At 64.8% G+C, this 15,732-nt stretch carries 23 protein-coding genes; 11 read left to right on the top strand and 12 right to left on the bottom strand.

What is annotated here, in order from left to right:
• The first annotated feature begins 54 nt into the window (after window positions 1-54).
• Genes AC1RNN_RS17650 through AC1RNN_RS17640 form a run of 3 tightly spaced genes read left to right on the top strand, consistent with a single transcriptional unit; the run spans window position 55 to window position 1,346 of the window.
• Window positions 55-396, top strand: coding sequence for an ArsR/SmtB family transcription factor (locus AC1RNN_RS17650; protein WP_493090635.1), 342 nt, complete (start codon window positions 55-57; stop codon window positions 394-396).
• On the top strand, window positions 393-896 hold the full coding sequence (locus tag AC1RNN_RS17645; protein WP_493090633.1) for an SRPBCC family protein: 504 nt from the start codon (window positions 393-395) through the stop codon (window positions 894-896). The genes AC1RNN_RS17650 and AC1RNN_RS17645 overlap by 4 nt, the downstream gene beginning before the upstream one ends.
• A 15-nt stretch (window positions 897-911) precedes the next feature.
• On the top strand, window positions 912-1,346 hold the full coding sequence (locus AC1RNN_RS17640) for a VOC family protein (RefSeq protein WP_493090632.1): 435 nt from the start codon (window positions 912-914) through the stop codon (window positions 1,344-1,346).
• Window positions 1,347-1,382: 36 nt separating this feature from the next.
• On the opposite strand, the gene AC1RNN_RS17635 is transcribed toward AC1RNN_RS17640, so the two are convergent.
• The 6 genes from AC1RNN_RS17635 to AC1RNN_RS17610 all read right to left on the bottom strand — a co-directional run bounded on the left by AC1RNN_RS17635 (window position 1,383) and on the right by AC1RNN_RS17610 (window position 4,752).
• Window positions 1,383-2,291, bottom strand: coding sequence for an EAL domain-containing protein (locus AC1RNN_RS17635; protein ID WP_493090630.1), 909 nt, complete (start codon window positions 2,289-2,291; stop codon window positions 1,383-1,385).
• A 126-nt stretch (window positions 2,292-2,417) separates the two neighbouring features.
• Entirely contained in the window at window positions 2,418-3,140 is a 723-nt protein-coding gene (locus AC1RNN_RS17630; RefSeq protein ID WP_493090628.1) for a helix-turn-helix transcriptional regulator, read from the bottom strand.
• Window positions 3,141-3,192: 52 nt separating this feature from the next.
• Complete coding sequence (locus AC1RNN_RS17625) at window positions 3,193-3,690, bottom strand: EVE domain-containing protein (RefSeq protein ID WP_493090626.1); 498 nt, start codon at window positions 3,688-3,690, stop codon at window positions 3,193-3,195.
• Window positions 3,691-3,694: 4 nt separating this feature from the next.
• Window positions 3,695-4,072 (bottom strand): VOC family protein, encoded by a 378-nt coding sequence (locus AC1RNN_RS17620; protein WP_493090624.1) that lies wholly within the window; start codon window positions 4,070-4,072, stop codon window positions 3,695-3,697.
• Between the two features lie 63 nt (window positions 4,073-4,135).
• A complete protein-coding gene (locus AC1RNN_RS17615; protein ID WP_493090622.1) occupies window positions 4,136-4,540 on the bottom strand; it encodes a tautomerase family protein in 405 nt (134 codons plus the stop codon).
• A gap of 2 nt (window positions 4,541-4,542) precedes the next feature.
• A complete protein-coding gene (locus tag AC1RNN_RS17610) occupies window positions 4,543-4,752 on the bottom strand; it encodes a hypothetical protein (protein ID WP_493090620.1) in 210 nt (69 codons plus the stop codon).
• A 126-nt stretch (window positions 4,753-4,878) separates the two neighbouring features.
• Between AC1RNN_RS17610 and AC1RNN_RS17605 the strand changes: the two genes are divergently transcribed.
• The 8 genes from AC1RNN_RS17605 to AC1RNN_RS17570 all read left to right on the top strand — a co-directional run bounded on the left by AC1RNN_RS17605 (window position 4,879) and on the right by AC1RNN_RS17570 (window position 10,712).
• Entirely contained in the window at window positions 4,879-5,790 is a 912-nt protein-coding gene (locus AC1RNN_RS17605; RefSeq protein WP_493090619.1) for a LysR family transcriptional regulator, read from the top strand.
• An 87-nt stretch (window positions 5,791-5,877) separates the two neighbouring features.
• Window positions 5,878-6,654: a GntR family transcriptional regulator gene (locus tag AC1RNN_RS17600; RefSeq protein WP_493090617.1), complete on the top strand. Its 777-nt coding sequence runs from the start codon at window positions 5,878-5,880 to the stop codon at window positions 6,652-6,654.
• Complete coding sequence (locus AC1RNN_RS17595; protein WP_493090615.1) at window positions 6,651-7,448, top strand: transporter substrate-binding domain-containing protein; 798 nt, start codon at window positions 6,651-6,653, stop codon at window positions 7,446-7,448. The genes AC1RNN_RS17600 and AC1RNN_RS17595 overlap by 4 nt, the downstream gene beginning before the upstream one ends.
• A gap of 28 nt (window positions 7,449-7,476) precedes the next feature.
• Window positions 7,477-8,160, top strand: a complete 684-nt coding sequence (locus tag AC1RNN_RS17590; RefSeq protein ID WP_493090613.1) for an amino acid ABC transporter permease — start codon at window positions 7,477-7,479, stop codon at window positions 8,158-8,160.
• A 3-nt stretch (window positions 8,161-8,163) separates the two neighbouring features.
• Complete coding sequence (locus AC1RNN_RS17585; protein WP_493090611.1) at window positions 8,164-8,814, top strand: amino acid ABC transporter permease; 651 nt, start codon at window positions 8,164-8,166, stop codon at window positions 8,812-8,814.
• Entirely contained in the window at window positions 8,801-9,565 is a 765-nt protein-coding gene (locus AC1RNN_RS17580; protein WP_493090609.1) for an amino acid ABC transporter ATP-binding protein, read from the top strand. The genes AC1RNN_RS17585 and AC1RNN_RS17580 overlap by 14 nt, the downstream gene beginning before the upstream one ends.
• A 50-nt stretch (window positions 9,566-9,615) precedes the next feature.
• Window positions 9,616-10,197 (top strand): phosphatidylglycerophosphatase A family protein, encoded by a 582-nt coding sequence (locus AC1RNN_RS17575; protein ID WP_493090607.1) that lies wholly within the window; start codon window positions 9,616-9,618, stop codon window positions 10,195-10,197.
• A 68-nt stretch (window positions 10,198-10,265) separates the two neighbouring features.
• The gene (locus AC1RNN_RS17570; RefSeq protein ID WP_493090605.1) at window positions 10,266-10,712 is read left to right on the top strand and encodes a CinA family protein; all 447 of its coding nucleotides are present in this window, start codon (window positions 10,266-10,268) and stop codon (window positions 10,710-10,712) included.
• Window positions 10,713-10,721: 9 nt separating this feature from the next.
• On the opposite strand, the gene AC1RNN_RS17565 is transcribed toward AC1RNN_RS17570, so the two are convergent.
• The 6 genes from AC1RNN_RS17565 to AC1RNN_RS17540 form a co-directional block, all read right to left on the bottom strand.
• Window positions 10,722-11,171, bottom strand: coding sequence for a DUF2721 domain-containing protein (locus AC1RNN_RS17565; protein ID WP_493090604.1), 450 nt, complete (start codon window positions 11,169-11,171; stop codon window positions 10,722-10,724).
• Between the two features lie 70 nt (window positions 11,172-11,241).
• Window positions 11,242-12,204: a Gfo/Idh/MocA family oxidoreductase gene (locus AC1RNN_RS17560; protein ID WP_493090603.1), complete on the bottom strand. Its 963-nt coding sequence runs from the start codon at window positions 12,202-12,204 to the stop codon at window positions 11,242-11,244.
• Window positions 12,204-13,097: a class III extradiol dioxygenase subunit beta gene (locus AC1RNN_RS17555; RefSeq protein ID WP_493090601.1), complete on the bottom strand. Its 894-nt coding sequence runs from the start codon at window positions 13,095-13,097 to the stop codon at window positions 12,204-12,206. The genes AC1RNN_RS17560 and AC1RNN_RS17555 overlap by 1 nt, the downstream gene beginning before the upstream one ends.
• A 1-nt stretch (window position 13,098) precedes the next feature.
• Window positions 13,099-13,542: a protocatechuate 4,5-dioxygenase subunit alpha gene (ligA, locus tag AC1RNN_RS17550; protein WP_493090599.1), complete on the bottom strand. Its 444-nt coding sequence runs from the start codon at window positions 13,540-13,542 to the stop codon at window positions 13,099-13,101.
• A 1-nt stretch (window position 13,543) separates the two neighbouring features.
• Complete coding sequence (locus tag AC1RNN_RS17545; protein WP_493090597.1) at window positions 13,544-14,464, bottom strand: amidohydrolase family protein; 921 nt, start codon at window positions 14,462-14,464, stop codon at window positions 13,544-13,546.
• Window positions 14,465-14,468: 4 nt separating this feature from the next.
• Window positions 14,469-15,722, bottom strand: a complete 1,254-nt coding sequence (locus AC1RNN_RS17540) for an ABC transporter substrate-binding protein (protein ID WP_493090687.1) — start codon at window positions 15,720-15,722, stop codon at window positions 14,469-14,471.
• Window positions 15,723-15,732 lie beyond the last annotated feature (10 nt).

The following is a 15,732-nucleotide window of genomic DNA, read 5'->3' as shown; positions in this document are numbered from 1 at the left end:
GTCCTTTTTTTACCCTTTAATTTACCAAAAGGTTAAATAAATATTTTTGCCACCATGTCTGATGCCCTGAGCTCCACCTTCGCCGCCCTGGCAGACCCGACCCGTCGGGCCATCCTGGCGCGGCTGGCGCTGGGGGAGAGTTCGGTGAGTGACCTGGCCAAGCCCTTTGCCATGAGTGCCCCGGCCGTGACCAAGCACCTCAAGGTTTTGCAGCGTGCCGGGCTCATCAGCCAGAGCCGCCAGGCCCAGTGGCGCCCCTGCAAGCTCGAAGCCCAGCCCCTGCGGGAAGCGGCCGACTGGGTGGCCCAGTACCGCCAGCACTGGGAGGACAGCCTTGCCCGGCTGGAAGGCTATTTGGCAACCCTACAACCCCCATCCTCCGAGGAGACCCAATGAGCACCCATGCCCCCTTCACCATTTCCCGCCTGCTCAAGGCACCACGCGCCCTGGTCTGGGAGGTGTACTCCAGCCCCGAGCACCTGCAGCACTGGCTGGGCCCCAAGGGCAGCACCGTAACGCACAGCCAGCTCGATTTCCGCGTGGGCGGCACCTACCACTACGCAATGAAGGTGGAAGGCGGCATGGAGCTATGGGGCAAGTGGCTGTTCCTGGAACTGCAGCCGCCCGAGAAGCTGGTGCTGATCCAGTGCTTCTCCGACCCGCAGGGCGGCGCCACGCGCAACCCCTGGGCAGCTGGCTGGCCCATGTACACCCACTCCAGCACCACGCTGACCGAGCAAGACGGCGGCACGCTGATGACCCTGGTCTGGGCACCACACGAGGCTACGCCCGAGGAAGAAGCCCTGTTTGCCGCCAGCCACGACAGCATGCGCCAAGGCTGGAGCGGCAATATCGATGTGCTGGAGGACTACCTCTCGCTGCTGCAAACCCCATAACCCAAGGAGACCGCCATGGCCCGCGTCAGCACCTACCTCAACTTCAACGGCAAGACCGAAGAAGCTTTTGTGTTCTACCGCTCTGTGTTCGGTGGCGAGTTCACCGGTGGCATCCACCGCTTCAAGGACGCGCCCCCCGCACCGGGGCAGCCGCCGCTGGACGCAGCCACCGGCAACATGGTCATCCACGTCGAACTGGCGCTGCTGGGCGACCATGTGCTGATGGGAACCGATGCGCCCGAGTCCATGGGTTTCAAGCTGGTGCAGGGCAACAACGCCCATATCAATCTGGAGCCCGACACCCGGGCGGAGGCCGAACGTCTGTTCAACGGCCTGTCTGCGGGTGGCAAGGTGGAGATGCCACTGCAGGACATGTTCTGGGGTGCCTACTTCGGCAGCTTCCGCGACAAATTCGGCACGCAGTGGATGGTGAACTGCAACGCCAAGTAAAGCCCCACGCTCCGCCGCCGCGCGGGTCGCTGCCCGTCAATCGAACCAGCGCATACCCACTAGGTTTTGCAAGCCGGATTCGGCGGCGACGAGCTCGCCGGGTTGGGATTGCGGCTCGGGCGCAGACCAGCGCTCTGCCAGCACATTGCGGGCCCGCAGGTTCAGCGTCTCCACGATGGCCGGCGCAGCAAAGCCCAGGAACTGGCCCTGCGCCAGATGCACGCCAGCATCGCGCACGATGCGCAGGTCCTCGGCATCGTCCACGCCCTTGGCCACCAGACTGGCTCCGGTCTTGAACGCCAGCTGTGACAGCGTGCGCAGCACCTTGGCTTTCTCCGGGTCTTCCTTCAGGCCTGCGGTCATCCGACCATCGAGCTTCACCAGTGCAGGCTTGAGCCGCAGCCACAGATCCAGGCTACGCTGCGATGCCTTCACGTCGTCCAGCGCAATGGTGCAGCCCAGGGCCTGCAGCGCTGTGGTGCAACGCTCCAAGGCCTCCAGTTCCTGCAGCTTGCGGTGCTGGCCAATCGCCACCACCACCCGCTTCGGGGGGACGCGGTGGGCAAAGAACAGGCCCTCCAGCCGCTGGAAGGGTTTGGGCTCGCTCAGCGCAACCAGGGTGTGGGCGCTGAGGTTGACCTGCAGACGCCCGTTGGCCAGGGGGTAACCCCAGCCCTGCAGGCCACGGCCCATGCCCGCCAGTTCCAGCTCGGTTTGCAGCTGCGCCAGCTGGCCGGCGTCCAGCACGGCCTGCGGCACCTCTGCACCTTGTGGCTTCTGCTGCATCACCAGGGCTTCGTGGCCGTCGATGGTGCCGCTCTGCAGCGCGACAATGGGCTGATAAAGCACTTGCAAGGCCCCTTGTTCGAGCACGGCCTGCAAGGGGTGGGGAACGGTTTTGGCGGGCCAGCGCGGCAAAAGGCGCTGAATCAGGGGCGTCGGCATGGGCACCTCGGACGGGCGGTTCGGGGTTGGAGAAAGCTCACAGAGCTGCCTTCCAATTTACGGCCAAACGCCGGCGGAGCCTGCGTCAAATTGTTGCGGCGCCCCGGGGCGTACGCTGCCGCTAATTCAATGTCCCTCGCCCTGCAGGCGGGTGATTGCCTCTGGCGGAGCCACCAGACGGAGGTAATCGGCCAGGGTTTTGCCGGGCTCATCGGCAAAGCGGCCCGCTGCACTTTGTAACAATTCGATGTATTCCATGCGGTCCAGCCGGAAGGTGCGGAAGTCTTGCCGCACCTCGCACCAGGCCGCCAGCGTCCAGACCTTGCCCCAGTAAAAACAGCCCAGCGGGCGGAGCACACGCTGGCTGGGCTGGTCGCCCGCATCGCGGTAGTCCACGCGCACCTTGCAATGGGCCTGGGCCGCCTCGCGCAGGGTTTGCAGCGCTGCCTGTACCGCCGGCTCCATTCCCGCAGGCGGCGCATACACCGCCATGCTCTGCGCAGCCACCCGGGCCGCCACCGGCAATACCGAGAGGATCTTGCCCAGCGCGACCTGCGAGTTCTGCGCCAGCACCGGGTCTTGCCAGACCTGGGCCATGCGCACCGAGGCCACCAGGGCGCGGGCCTCGTCTTCGGTGAACATCAGCGGCGGCAAGTCAAAGCCCTGGCCCAAACGGTAGCCCACGCCAGCCTCGCCCTCGATGGGCACCCCCTGGTGCTGCAGATCGGCCACATCGCGATACACAGTGCGCTCGGACACCTCCAAGCGCTGCGCCAGAAAGGCGGCCGTGGTGAGACGCCGGCCCCGGATGAGCTGGACGATCTGGAAAAGGCGGTCGGCGCGGCGCATGGGTATTCAGAATATTTTTGGCCTCTAGCCCTCATGATACGTGCGCAAGCAGCTATGAAAATAATAGCGATTGCACAGATTCTTCTGGCGCCACCAGATCCAGGCCCAGCGCCTGCACATCTGCCTGCATGGCCGTGGCGATCAGTGCCATATCGTGGTCACTGACGCTGAACAGGCCGAAGCGGAACTTGTAGCCCCAGCGCATGCGGTCTTCCACAAACTCCAGCGCGTCCAGCAGCGGCAGGATGGGCGCTTCCTGCGCCGGCACATAGGCCACGTCGCGCCGGAAAGGCACAAAGCCGCCACCCGCGTCGAATGCGTAGGGCGCGCCCGGCTGCACGATGCCGATGGACACAAAAGCCTGCAGCCGGTCCTTGCCACCCATGGTGAGCGTGGGGCTGTAGTAGGCCACGCGGTCACCGGGCGCCATGCGTTGCAGGGGGGCGGACTTGCCGTGGCAGACCTGCATATAGCCCTGCTCGGGCACCGCGCAGCCGTTGCGGGCATGCGCGGCGCAGGCCACGGCAATCCAGTTCTTGCGCGTGGCCATGGTCTCAGGCCAGCGCGTGCAGGCCGACGCGGTTACCATCCAGATCGGTGATGTGAGCAAAGAAGCCCATGCCCGGGGGCAGCGCGGTGCGCGGCTGGGCGATGCTGCCGCCCTGGGCCACGGCGCGTTGCAGCGCGGCATCCAGAGAGGGCGTGGCGTCCAGATAGACCAGCGTGCCAGCGCGCGAGACCTTGGGCGCACTGGGGCCCATCATCAGCGCACCGCCGGTGCCGTCGGCCTCGGGGTCGTAGGCAAACACCGCTCCCTGGCTGGGGCCCATGGCCTCGCGGCGCATGGGGCGGCCCAGCACGGTTTCATAAAAGGCCTGGGCGGCTTCGAGTTGGGTGGTGGGGATTTCAAACCAGCTGATGGCGTTTTTCATGCGGAAACTCCGTTTGCGTTAAAGAAGTCCGCATGGTGCTGGCACCCTCCTGACAGCGCTGTGTCAGTAGGCTTGCGGCAGTGCCATTCGCCGTGCCGCCTGGGTCTGCCCGCCATAACCCCAATCGCTGCCCGGCAGCTCGCGCACGATGACGTAACTGGCGGGCTCCAGCGGCTGGCCCGCACCCAGTTGCTCCTGCAGTTCGGCAAAGGCGGCGGCGATGAAGGCGGCTTTCTCCTGCGCCGTGTTGGTGCCCTGAGTAATGCTGATTTCCAGCAAGGCCGTGGGGCCCTGCACATCCGTGCCGCCGACATGCCAGCGCGCGGCGGGGATGTCGTCAATCACCACCGCCGTTACCTCCGGGCGCTTGCCCAGGGTGCCGGCGGTGATGCGGGTGAGCGCGCTGGCCAGGGCGCGGTAGCGCGAGGGGTTTTGCAGGGGCGAGACCTGGAGTTGCAAGGTGGGCATGCTTACTCTCCCCGGCTTTGGGCCATCGCCGCCTGGCGGCGCGCGAGGCGGTAGGCCAGACGCTGGGCGCTGCGCAAGGCGCTGTGGCCGGCTTCGCGGAGCTGGGCATTGGCGCCGCGCCAAATATCGGCCTCGGCCTGGCTGCGCAGGGCGTGCGCCTGCTGCTGGGCCAGCGCATGGAGGCGGCTCAGTTCTTCGGTGCTGTAGTGCATGGTGGGCTCCTGGGTGGTTGGCATGGAACGAACTTTATTGACACATCCATCACTCGGAAACCGCAAAAAATCCATATTGGTTTTGCACTTATTGCAAAACCAAGCCGCTGCGCCACACAATGGAGCATGCAATTCCACCTCGACGACATCGCCCTGTTCGCCCGCATCGCCGAGCTGGGCACCCTCTCGGCCGCAGCGCGCGAGCGCGATGTACCGGTCAGCCAGGTCACCCGCGCGCTGACCCGGCTGGAAGCCGCCTGCGGCGTGCGCCTGCTGCACCGCTCGACGCACGGCCTGAGCCTCACCGACGAGGGCGACACCCTGCTGTCCTATGGCCGGCGCCTGCTCGACACCACGGCCGAGCTCGACAGCGAACTGAGCGGCAAGCTCAGCGGGCCCAGTGGCTGGGTACGCATCAGCGTGAGCCCCTTGATGGCCGAGTGCGTGATTGCGCCCAACATCCAGGGCCTGTACCAGCGCTGGCCGCTGCTGCATCTGGACATCAACGCCGATGACCGTATCGCCGACATGGCGCGCGACGGCATCGACATTGCCATCCGCACCGGCACGCTGGCCAGCGACACGCTGGTGGCGCGGCAGATCGGCGAGTACGGCCGTACCCTGTATGCCGCGCCTAGCTACCTGGCGCGCTGCGGCACGCCCCAGCATCCGGACGACCTGGCCCGCCACCACCTGATTGCCAACAGCGCCAGCCCCAACCTCAACCACTGGAGCCGCATCGGCCAGCCCGACCTGCAGATCCAGGGCCATACACGTACCGACAACACCGCCCTGCTGCTGAGCCTGGTGGTGCAGGGCGTGGGCATCTCGCGCCTGCACGATCTCATGGCCGCCCCTTGGGTGCGCAGTGGTGCCCTGGTGCCCATCTTGCAAGACCACTTTGCCAGCCCGCGCGTGCCCATCTTTGCTGTGATGCTGCAAGAGCGCCACCGCCTGCCCAAAATTCGTGCCTGTATTGACTACTGGGCCGAGTGCCTGTCCAAGTTGGCGCAACCCGCGCCCCAGCCGAGGGCGTAAACCGGCCCTTGGCAGCGCACCAGCTCACCACACTGGTGCGCATATCTTGTATACCAGTGGCACGCTTCGTGCTGCACAGGATGCCGTATGGCCAACGCATCCGACATCAGCACCCGCATCATTGAAGCCGTCATGGCGCAGAAGCTCGCGCCTGGCGCCCGCCTGGGCGAGCAGCAACTGGCCATGCTGTTCGACTGCAGCCGCACCATCGTGCGGGAAGCCCTGAACCGCCTGGCCGCACGTGGCATCGTGACCGTCAGCAGCCGGCGCGGCTGGTATGTGATCGAACCCTCTTTGAGTGAAGCCCGCGAGGCCTTCGAGGCGCGCCGCGTGATCGAGATGGGCCTGATCCGCTGCACCACCGAGGTGAGCAAGGCCGCCATCAAGAAGCTCAAGGCACATATCAAGACCGAGCAGGCTGCCGTCAAGGGCAACGACGTGGGCCTGCGCAGCTACCTGCTGGGCGACTTCCATGTCTGCCTGGCCGAATGCCTGGGCAACAGCCTGCTGGCCGACACGTTGCGCGACTACACGGCGCGCACCACGCTGATCGCCATGCTTTACCAGTCCACCCATGATGCAGCCCATTCCTGTGCAGAGCACGGGCGCATCGTCGAAGCGCTTGAAGCCTCCGACTGGGTGCTGGCTGAGCAACTCATGCAGGCCCACATCGGCCATGTGCAGGACGCCCTGCGCCTGCAGACGCCCAGCGGTGATCCGCTGGCCGAGCTGCGCCAGGCACTGAGCCCGCTGACCGAAGCGCCCGCCACGGCACCGCGCCGTTTGGCACAAGGCTTGCATACAAGTTCTGCCGACAAACCTGCTTCCAAAGACCCCTCAACCTACCTAGGAGCCCTGCTATGACCTTCTCACTGAACAAACGCACTTTCTCCCTCGCGCTGGCCGCCGGCGCCCTGCTGGCCGCTACTGGCGCCCAGGCACAGACCGCGCTGGACGACATCCTCAAAAACAAGGTGCTGAAGGTGGCCGTGCAGACAGACTCCGCGCCCTACGGCTTTGTGGGTACTGACCTCAAACCCATCGGTCTGGATGTGGACATGGCCAACCTCATTGGCAAGAAGCTGGGCGTGCCCGTGGAGCTGGTGGTGGTGGTGAGCGCCAGCCGCATTCCAGCGCTGCAGACCAAGAAAGCCGACCTGGTGATTGCAACCCTGGGCAAGAACCCCGACCGCGAAAAAGTGATCGACTTCTCCTCCGCCTACTCCCCCTTCTTCCAGGCCGTGTTCGGCCCCAAGAATGTCAGCGTCAAGGCCTTCAGCGATCTGGGTGGCAAGTCCGTCGGCGTGACCCGTGGCGCCATGGAAGACCAGGAACTGGGCAAGGTGGCCCCCGCCAATACCGACATCAAGCGCTTTGAAGACAACAACGCCACCATCGCCGCCTTCACTGCGGGCCAAGTGCAGTTCGTCGCGCTGGGTGCCTCGGTGGCCGGCAACATGATGACCAAGAACCCGCAGCTCTCCAGCGAATACAAGCTGCTGCTGAAAGACAGCCCCAACTTCATCGGCATTGCCAAGGGTGAAGACAAGCTCAAGGCCAAGGTCAACGAAATCATTGCCGAAGCCAAGAAGAGCGGTGAGCTCGAAGCCATGGCCAAGAAGTGGCTGGGCCGCGGCGCTGGTGACCTGCCCCTGTAATCCCTGACCCTGCCCGGAAGAGCACACCATGCGCATACAGCTGGACTTTGGCGCGGTACTGGCCGAATGGCCGCTGCTGCTCACCGGCGTGGGCTGGACCCTGGCGCTCACGGCGGCGGCCGTGGTCGTGGGCACCAGCCTGGGGATTGCCTGCGCCTGGGTGCGGGCGCGCGGCTTCGGTGCCGCGCTGGCACCGCGCTGGCTGCAGGCCCTGGTGGGCGGCTATGTGGAGCTGGTCCGCAACACGCCCTTCATCGTGCAGCTGTTCTTCATCTTCTTCGGCCTGCCGGCCGCGGGCTTCAAGCTCTCTGCCGAAACGGCCTCCTTCATCGCCATGGTGATCAACCTCGGGGCGTATGCCACCGAGATCCTGCGCGCCGGGCTGGAGGCCACGCCCAAGGGCCAGATCGAAGCGGCGGTGAGCCTGGCGCTGACCCGCTGGCAGACCTTCACCCGCGTTGTGCTGCCGCCCGCCTTCAAGAAGATCTGGCCGAGCCTGGTGAGCCAGATCGTCATCGTGATGCTGGGCTCCTCGGTCTGCGGTCAGATCTCCACGCAGGAACTGAGTTACGCGGCGGACCTGATCCAGAGCCGCAACTTCCGCTCCTTCGAGTCTTTCATCGTCGTGGGTGCGCTGTACCTGCTGCTGTCCTTTGTGCTGCGCCATCTGCTGAACTGGCTGGGCGCCACCTTTCTGTTCGGGAGGCGCTAGGCCATGGTGGACTTTTCCTTGTGGGACATCCTGCGCAACCTGCTGTTGGCCGGGCGCTGGACGATTGGCCTCTCAGTCATCGCCTTTGTGGGCGGCGGCCTGGTGGGCTTGGCGCTGTTGATGCTGCGGCTAAGCAAACTGCCCGGCGCGACGGCATTTGTCAGCGGCTATGTGCAGCTGTTCCAGGGCGTTCCGTTGCTGGTGCAACTGTTCCTTGCCTACTACGGCCTGGGGCTGTTTGGCATCAACACCTCGCCCTGGGTGGCAGCAGGCATGGGCCTCACGTTCTATGCCAGCGCCTTCCTCACCGAAATCTGGCGCGGCTGTGTAGAGGCGATTCCGCGCGGCCAGTGGGAGGCATCGCAAAGCCTGGCGCTGAACTTTCGCGAGCAGCTGCGCCACATCATCCTGCCCCAGGCCTTCAAGATCGCCGTGGCGCCCACGGTAGGATTTTTGGTGCAGGTCATCAAGGGCACGGCGCTGGCCTCGGTCATCGGCTTCATGGAGCTGACCAAGGTCAGCAAGACCATCGCCAACGCCACCTTCAGCCCGTTTCTCGTGTTCAGCTGCGTGGCGCTGATGTACTTCGTGCTGTGCTACCCCGTGAGCCTGTACGCCAAATCGTTGGAGAGGAAATTGCATGAGCAGCGCTGAAACATCCCCCGCGGGCCAGTCCATCGTCGACATCCGCGGCCTGCGCAAGTCCTATGGCGCCAACGAGGTGCTCAAGGGCATCGACCTGCAGGTGCAGCCCGGTGAGGTGATAGCCATCATCGGCAAGAGCGGCTCGGGCAAGAGCACGCTACTGCGCTGCATCAACGGGCTCGAAGAGTTCCAGAGCGGCACCCTGGCCGTGGATGGCAAGCCCCTGCTCTACAAGGACGCCACCGCCATGCGCGCGCTGCGCCAGCATGTGGGCATGATCTTCCAGGGCTTCAACCTCTTTCCCCACCTGACTGTGGGCAAGAACATCATGCTGGCCCCCAGCCTGGTCAAACAGAAAGACCCGCAAGCCGGCGAAACCCATGCCCGCGCCCTGCTGGCGCGCGTGGGCCTGGCCGAAAAGTTTGACGCCTACGCCGACCAGCTCTCGGGCGGCCAGCAGCAGCGCGTGGCCATCGCCCGTGCGCTGGCCATGGAGCCGGCCGTGCTGCTGTGCGACGAGATCACCAGCGCGCTGGACCCCGAACTCGTGGGCGAAGTGCTGCGTGTGGTCGAAGGGCTGGCGCAGGAGGGCATGACCCTGCTGATGGTGACGCACGAGATGAACTTTGCGCGCCGCGTGTCCAACCGCGTGATCTTCATGCACCAGGGCCGCGTGCACGAGATGGGGCCACCGGAGCAGCTGTTTGGCAACCCGCAAACGCCCGAGCTGCAGCAGTTCCTGTCTTCGCTGCACGGCTGAATCCCCGCCGGCGACGCCGGGGGTCGCCGCTGTCTTCGATAATCGGGGGCATGAGTGACCCCGTGACCCTGATTCCGCTGGATACCGTCAGCGGCGCCCCCTTGACCCCGCCTTCCACCCGGCCCACAGCCAAATTCATGTTCTCCCACCCGGCGCACGTACTGGCGCTGGGCTTTGGCTCGGGCCTCTCACGCATTGCACCGGGCACTTCGGGCACGCTGTGGGCCTGGGTTGCCTTCCTTGCACTCAGCCCCTGGATGACAGATATGGGCTGGGCCTGGCTGATTGGCGGCGGCACCCTGCTGGGCTGGTGGGCCAGCACCGTCACCGCGCGCCACTTGGGCGTGCTGGACCCCGGCAACGTAGTCATCGACGAAATCGTCGCCTTCTGGCTGGTGCTGTGGCTGGTCACGCCGACCTCGTTGGTCGGCCAGGTCATGGCCTTTGGTCTGTTCCGCTTTTTCGATGCCGTCAAACCCGACCCCGTGGGCTGGGCCGATGCCCTCTTCCACCACGTGGACCCGCAGAACGACCGCCACGCCTGGGCCAAGGCCGGCTGGGGCATCATGCTCGACGACCTGGTGGCCGCAGCCTGCACCGTGCTGGTGGTGGCGATCTGGAGGTTCATCTGAACGCCGCCGATTCACTATCAAATCAGGAGCTGCTCGCGCAATATTCACGCGGGCTAGTGGCCGATTTGATGCTCAAACGCCTGTGGATGCTGGCGACGGCCGAGAGCTGCACGGGCGGCCTGATTGCCGGCGCCTGCACCGACCTGGCCGGCTCCAGCGCCTGGTTTGAGCGCGGCTTTATCACTTACTCCAACGAGGCCAAAACCGAGTTGCTGGGGGTGGACGCCGCGCTGATTGCCACCCATGGTGCAGTGAGCGAACCGGTGGTTCGCGCCATGGTGCTGGGCGCCCTGCAGCATTCGCGCGCCCAGGTGGCGGTGGCTGTCACCGGCGTAGCCGGCCCCACAGGAGGCAGCCCCGACAAGCCGGTGGGCACAGTCTGGTTTGGCTGGGCCACCCCTGCGGGCGTGCATACCGAAGTGCAGCACTTTGACGGCGACCGGACCGCCGTGCGCAGCGCTACGGTGCAACACGCGCTCAGCCAGTTGGCCCTGCGACTACAAGCTGCGGGCTGAAACTGCCCCCTAGCCGCGCTTGCGACCAAAGTTGAGCAGGCGGGTCGCGATGAAGGTCTCCACCATGAAGCAGATCAGCGCACTCAGAAAGCACACCACCCCGCCTAGAAACGTGAAGATGGAAATGCGCAGGCCGGGGAAATCAATCGTCTCGCCCAGGAACAGCACCACGATGGTCACGCCGATGAGGAAGGCGCAGGAGGTCAGCAGCGCAATGCTCGAATTGGCCAGCAGGCCACGGGTGCGCAGTTCCGCCAGTTCGGCGTAGCCGTCTTCATCCTCCGCCGGGTGGTTGCCTTGCTTGATGCGTGTCTCCACATTCCGCGCCCGATCGATGATGCGCGCCAGCCGCCCGGCCACGGCAGCAATCATGCCGGACACCGCCGTCAGCAGAAACACCGGCGCCACCGCCAGCTGAATGCCATGGGAAACAGTGTCGGGTTCCAGGGGAAAAGCCATACGCAAGCACCTCAATGAAAAACGCCATGCAGGCAGGCACCCGCATGGCGTTGCATTGTAGGTCTGCGCTTTACTTCTGTTGCGCCAACTGTTGCTCCAGTTGGTGCAGCACGCGGTAGCAGTCCAGCACGCGGCCCACGCTGGAGTTGGGTTCGCGGCCTTCCTTGATGGCGGCGAAGAATTCGCGGTCTTGCAACTCGATGCCGTTCATGCTCACGGCCACCTGGCTCACGTCGATCTTTTCTTCCTTGCCGGTGAACAGGTCGTCGTAGCGGGCGATGTAGGTGGCCGTGTCGCCGATGTAGCGGAAATAGGTGCCCAGAGGGCCGTCGTTGTTGAAGCTCAAGGAGAGCGTGCAGATGGCGCCGCTGGCGGCACGCAGCTGGATGCTCATGTCCATGGCAATACCCAGCACGGGGTGGATGGGCCCCTGGATGGCGTTGGCCTGCACGATGGGGCTGTTGGCTTGGTAGGCAAACAGGTCCACGGTGTGCGCAGCGTGGTGCCACAGCAGGTGGTCGGTCCAGCTGCGCGCCTGGCCCAGGGCGTTGGTGTTGGTGCGGCGGAAGAAGTAGGTCTGCACATCCATCTGCTGGATGTTGAACTTGCCAGCCGTGATCTGCTGGTTGACGTACTGGTGGCTGGGGTTGAAGCGGCGCGTGTGGCCGCACATGGCGACCAGGCCCGTCTTCTTCTGCTCGGCCACCACGGCATCGGCACCGGCCCAGCTGTCCGCCAGGGGGATTTCCACCTGCACGTGCTTGCCGGCCTTCAGGCAGGCCAGGGTTTGCTCGGCGTGCATCTGGGTCGGCGTGCAGAGGATGACGGCGTCCAGCTCGGGCAGCGCCAGGCTCTCGGACAGTTCGGTGGTCACATGGCCCACGCCGTACTTGGCGGCCACTTCCTTGGTCTTGTCCAGCTCGCGGCCGATGAGGGAGATGACCTCCACGCCATCGATGTTCTTGATGCCGTCCAGATGCTTGACGCCAAAGGCGCCTGCGCCAGCCAGCGCAACTTTGATAGTTTTAGACATTAGTTGTTCTCCAGGATCAAATGGCCCACTGCCGTGTTGCTTGCAGGTACATGGTAAAAACGGTGTGCAACCCTCACGGAATGTGCGCGAGCAGCTTCCAAATCTGTAGCATCGCAGGGTACGTCGGACATGGCACCGCGGGCGATCAGCCACATCACCAGCTCGATGCCCTCACTGCCCGCTTCGCGCACGTAGTCGATGTGCGGCGTGGCGGCGCAGGCGGCGGGGTCGGCAATCATCTTGTCCAGCCAGGCGTTGTCCCACTCGCGGTTGATGAGGCCGGCGCGCGCGCCCTGCAATTGGTGGCTCATGCCACCCGTGCCCCAAATCTGCACGTTGAGGTCTTCGTCATAACTCTCGATGGCCTTGCGGATGGCCTTGCCCAGGTTGAAGCAGCGCTGGCCACTGGGCACGGGGTACTGCACCACGTTCACCGCAAACGGAATCACCGGGCAGGGCCAGGCGTCCTTGACCGGGTCTTTCTCACCGCACATCAGGCTCAGGGGCACGGTCAGGCCGTGGTCCACATCCATCTTGTTGACGATGGTGAGGTCAAAGTCCTGCTGGATCACCGAGTGGGCAATGTGCGAGGCCAGGTCGGGGTGGCCTTGCACCTTGGGCACCGGGCGGGGACCGAAGCCCTCATCCGCCGGGGTGTACTCGGCTGCGGTGCCGATGGCGAAGGTAGGAATCAGATCCAGACTGAAAGCGGTGGCGTGGTCGTTGTAGACCAGAAAGATCACGTCGGGCTTGTTGTCCTTCATCCATTGCTTGGAGAAGTCGTAACCCGCGAACAGTGGCTTCCAGTAGTCCTCCTGGGTCTTGCCCAGGTCCATGGCGGCGCCAATGGCCGGCACGTGGGAGGTGTAAACGGAGGCGGTAATGCGGGCCATCTCAGGCGCTCTCTTTCTTGCCAGCTTGGCCTTGGGGTTGTCGGTGGGGTTGGGCGTCGCCGTCTTCGCCCAGGTGGCGGTTGCCTTCGGCCGAGCGGCCGCCGGCCAGCATCATGGCGCGGTATTCCACCTCGGTCATGCCGGTCATGCTGCCCGCCATCTGCTGAAAGCTCAGACCATGGGTGGCACCGATCTTGGCGAGGAAGTAGATGTTGCCGCCCAGCTGCATGGCGCGGTTCAGGTCCATGTCGATCACGGCCTGGCGCTGATCTTCGCTCATGGGCCATTCGTTGAGGTAGGCGCGCTGGTCGGCCTTGAAGCGGACGCGGTTCTCGGCCTTCATGAGGCTCATGCAGAACTGGTTGAGCCAGTAGCCCTTGCGACTTTGCTCGGCATCAAAAATGATCGTGCCGGGGATGTCCTGGTAGGGTTTGTCGAGTGCCATATCAGTCTTTCAGAGTTTCAGGCCAATAGAGGCGGGTGGGGTTGTCCACCAGCAGCTTCTGCTGCAGCTCGGCGGTGGGCGCAATGTGGGGGATGAAATCCACCAGCAGGCCGTCGTCGGGCATATGGTCTTTCAGGTTCGGGTGCGGCCAGTCGGTGCCCCAGAGCACACGGTCAGGAAACTGCTCCACGATGCGCTTGGCAAACGGAATCACATCGCGGTAGGCGTGCTGTTCGCCATTCAAGGCCTTGGGGCCACTAACGCTCAGGCGTTCGGGGCAGCTCACCTTGCTCCAGACGTTCTGGTGCTCGCGCATGAACTTCTCGAACAGCGCGAATTGCGGGCCGTCCACGGGCAGCGACACGTCAGGGCGGCCCATGTGGTCCACCACTACCGTGGTGGGCAGCGCGGTGAAGAAGTCCCACAGCTCGGGCAGGTCCACCGCCTCGAAATAGATCACCACATGCCAGCCCCACTTCGCAATGCGGCCGGCAATTTCCATCAGCTCGTCCTTGGGCGTGAAGTCCACCAGGCGCTTGACAAAGTTGAAGCGCACGCCGCGCACACCGGCATCGTGCATGGCCTGGACTTCGGCGTCCGTCACGCTGCGCTTGACGGTGGCGACGCCGCGCGCCTTGCCCTTGCTGGCGATCAGCGCATCCACCATGGCGCGGTTGTCCGCACCGTGGCAGGTGGCTTGCACGATCACGTTCTTCTCGAAGCCCAGGTGGTCGCGCAGCGCGAAGAGCTGGTGCTTGGAGGCATCGCAGGGCGTGTATTTGCGCTCGGGCGCATAGGGGAATTCATCCCCGGGGCCGAACACATGGCAGTGCGCGTCCACCGCGCCTGCGGGCAGCTGGAAGCGGGGCTTGGCGGGGCCGGCATACCAGTCCAGCCAGCCGGGGGTTTTTTCGAAGCTCATGGGGTCACTTGCCTTTGCTAATGGGAGGAACAGGGGCCGCACCGGGCAGTGCGGCGGCAATGGTGCGGCGGAACTCGACGGAGTTCATGGCGATCTGGCTGCGGTTGGGTAACTCCACCTGCCCGCCTTCGATGGAACGCACTGTGGCCAGCACGCGGGGCCGACCGTCGCGTATGACTACAAAATAGCTCTCGCGGTTGAGTTCGCCAAAAAAATCGTAGCCCGTGGAGCTCAGTAGCTCCGGGTACTTGCGTACGTCAAAGCGCGTGTCTTTCACGGTCTTGATGAACAGGGCCTGATCGGCCTTGCCCGCCAGCTCCAGCCCGGCCTTGATGAGCTGCACCGCGAAGAAACCCTTGATGGCGTTGTGGTCCGGCCGCGCGTTGTAGCGCGCCATGTAGCGCGCGCTGAAGGATTGCACCGAGGGCGATGGCGCGTCGCCCGAGGCGATCATGTGGGCGAACACGCCCTCGGCCCCGCCGGCCGCACCTTCGACCACATTGGGGGCCGCCACCAGGCCGTCGGTGAAGACGGGCTTGCTGAAGCCCTGCTTGTGCAGCTCCTTAAGCAGGCCGATGGCCTCGGTCTCGGTGCTGTAGAACAACAGCGCGTCGGGCTGGGCCGCGATGAGATCGGCCACGTCCTTGCTGAAATCTGTCTGGCCGGGCTTGAGCGCACGCTCAAAGCCCACGTTCACATTGCGCCGCTTGAGCACCTCGCCCAGCGCGGCCTTGCCGTCGCGGCCAAACTCGTTGTCGATGGCCATGAGCGCCAGGTTCTTGGGCTCCAGGCCGTAACTCACCAGTGAGGCCAGGCGCGGTGCCGAGGCCGATTGCGACAGCGAGCTGCGCAACAGCGTGGGGTGGAACTTGCGCGTGAGCGAGGCTGCCTCGCCGCCCGTGAAATGCGGAATGCCGGTGCCGACCGTCAGGGGCATGGAGGCCAGCGTGAGCCCCGAGAACACGGGCCCCAGAATGGCAAAGGGCTTGCCGGCCACTGCCTGGGCCACGGCTTCCTTGGCGGCATCGGGTTTGGTATCGATGTCGAACTGCGCCAGCACCAGTTTCTGGCCCAGCACGCCGCCACTGGCATTGATCTCGTCGATCGCCATGCGGTAGCCACTCTTGAAACTGCCGCCCGCCAGCGCACCGGGCCCCTGGGCCTCGGTCACACCGGCCAGCGGAATCTGGGCCTGGGCAGCCACAGCCGCGCAGCCCGCCAGCAGACAGAGGATGCGCAGCGTCGCACGCATAGTCATGGCGCGCACG

The organism is Rhodoferax sp. GW822-FHT02D07 (genome assembly GCF_058802405.1).
The sequence above is the reverse complement of the archived record's forward strand: the minus strand, read 5'-3'. Positions and strand labels throughout refer to the sequence as shown.

What these genes read in the sequence shown, in the direction of transcription:
- AC1RNN_RS17605 (WP_493090619.1), top strand. Translation starts at nt 4,879, where the DNA reads ATGCAATTCCACCTCGACGACATCGCCCTGTTCGCCCGCATCGCCGAG.
- AC1RNN_RS17650 (WP_493090635.1), top strand. Translation starts at nt 55, where the DNA reads ATGTCTGATGCCCTGAGCTCCACCTTCGCCGCCCTGGCAGACCCGACC.
- AC1RNN_RS17600 (WP_493090617.1), top strand. Translation starts at nt 5,878, where the DNA reads ATGGCCAACGCATCCGACATCAGCACCCGCATCATTGAAGCCGTCATG.
- AC1RNN_RS17575 (WP_493090607.1), top strand. Translation starts at nt 9,616, where the DNA reads ATGAGTGACCCCGTGACCCTGATTCCGCTGGATACCGTCAGCGGCGCC.
- ligA (WP_493090599.1), bottom strand. Translation starts at nt 13,542, where the DNA reads ATGGCACTCGACAAACCCTACCAGGACATCCCCGGCACGATCATTTTT.
- AC1RNN_RS17595 (WP_493090615.1), top strand. Translation starts at nt 6,651, where the DNA reads ATGACCTTCTCACTGAACAAACGCACTTTCTCCCTCGCGCTGGCCGCC.
- AC1RNN_RS17640 (WP_493090632.1), top strand. Translation starts at nt 912, where the DNA reads ATGGCCCGCGTCAGCACCTACCTCAACTTCAACGGCAAGACCGAAGAA.
- AC1RNN_RS17630 (WP_493090628.1), bottom strand. Translation starts at nt 3,140, where the DNA reads ATGCGCCGCGCCGACCGCCTTTTCCAGATCGTCCAGCTCATCCGGGGC.
- AC1RNN_RS17645 (WP_493090633.1), top strand. Translation starts at nt 393, where the DNA reads ATGAGCACCCATGCCCCCTTCACCATTTCCCGCCTGCTCAAGGCACCA.
- AC1RNN_RS17615 (WP_493090622.1), bottom strand. Translation starts at nt 4,540, where the DNA reads ATGCCCACCTTGCAACTCCAGGTCTCGCCCCTGCAAAACCCCTCGCGC.
- AC1RNN_RS17610 (WP_493090620.1), bottom strand. Translation starts at nt 4,752, where the DNA reads ATGCACTACAGCACCGAAGAACTGAGCCGCCTCCATGCGCTGGCCCAG.
- AC1RNN_RS17580 (WP_493090609.1), top strand. Translation starts at nt 8,801, where the DNA reads ATGAGCAGCGCTGAAACATCCCCCGCGGGCCAGTCCATCGTCGACATC.
- AC1RNN_RS17555 (WP_493090601.1), bottom strand. Translation starts at nt 13,097, where the DNA reads ATGGCCCGCATTACCGCCTCCGTTTACACCTCCCACGTGCCGGCCATT.
- AC1RNN_RS17540 (WP_493090687.1), bottom strand. Translation starts at nt 15,722, where the DNA reads ATGACTATGCGTGCGACGCTGCGCATCCTCTGTCTGCTGGCGGGCTGC.
- AC1RNN_RS17570 (WP_493090605.1), top strand. Translation starts at nt 10,266, where the DNA reads ATGCTCAAACGCCTGTGGATGCTGGCGACGGCCGAGAGCTGCACGGGC.
- AC1RNN_RS17590 (WP_493090613.1), top strand. Translation starts at nt 7,477, where the DNA reads ATGCGCATACAGCTGGACTTTGGCGCGGTACTGGCCGAATGGCCGCTG.
- AC1RNN_RS17620 (WP_493090624.1), bottom strand. Translation starts at nt 4,072, where the DNA reads ATGAAAAACGCCATCAGCTGGTTTGAAATCCCCACCACCCAACTCGAA.
- AC1RNN_RS17545 (WP_493090597.1), bottom strand. Translation starts at nt 14,464, where the DNA reads ATGAGCTTCGAAAAAACCCCCGGCTGGCTGGACTGGTATGCCGGCCCC.
- AC1RNN_RS17635 (WP_493090630.1), bottom strand. Translation starts at nt 2,291, where the DNA reads ATGCCGACGCCCCTGATTCAGCGCCTTTTGCCGCGCTGGCCCGCCAAA.
- AC1RNN_RS17560 (WP_493090603.1), bottom strand. Translation starts at nt 12,204, where the DNA reads ATGTCTAAAACTATCAAAGTTGCGCTGGCTGGCGCAGGCGCCTTTGGC.
- AC1RNN_RS17585 (WP_493090611.1), top strand. Translation starts at nt 8,164, where the DNA reads ATGGTGGACTTTTCCTTGTGGGACATCCTGCGCAACCTGCTGTTGGCC.
- AC1RNN_RS17625 (WP_493090626.1), bottom strand. Translation starts at nt 3,690, where the DNA reads ATGGCCACGCGCAAGAACTGGATTGCCGTGGCCTGCGCCGCGCATGCC.
- AC1RNN_RS17565 (WP_493090604.1), bottom strand. Translation starts at nt 11,171, where the DNA reads ATGGCTTTTCCCCTGGAACCCGACACTGTTTCCCATGGCATTCAGCTG.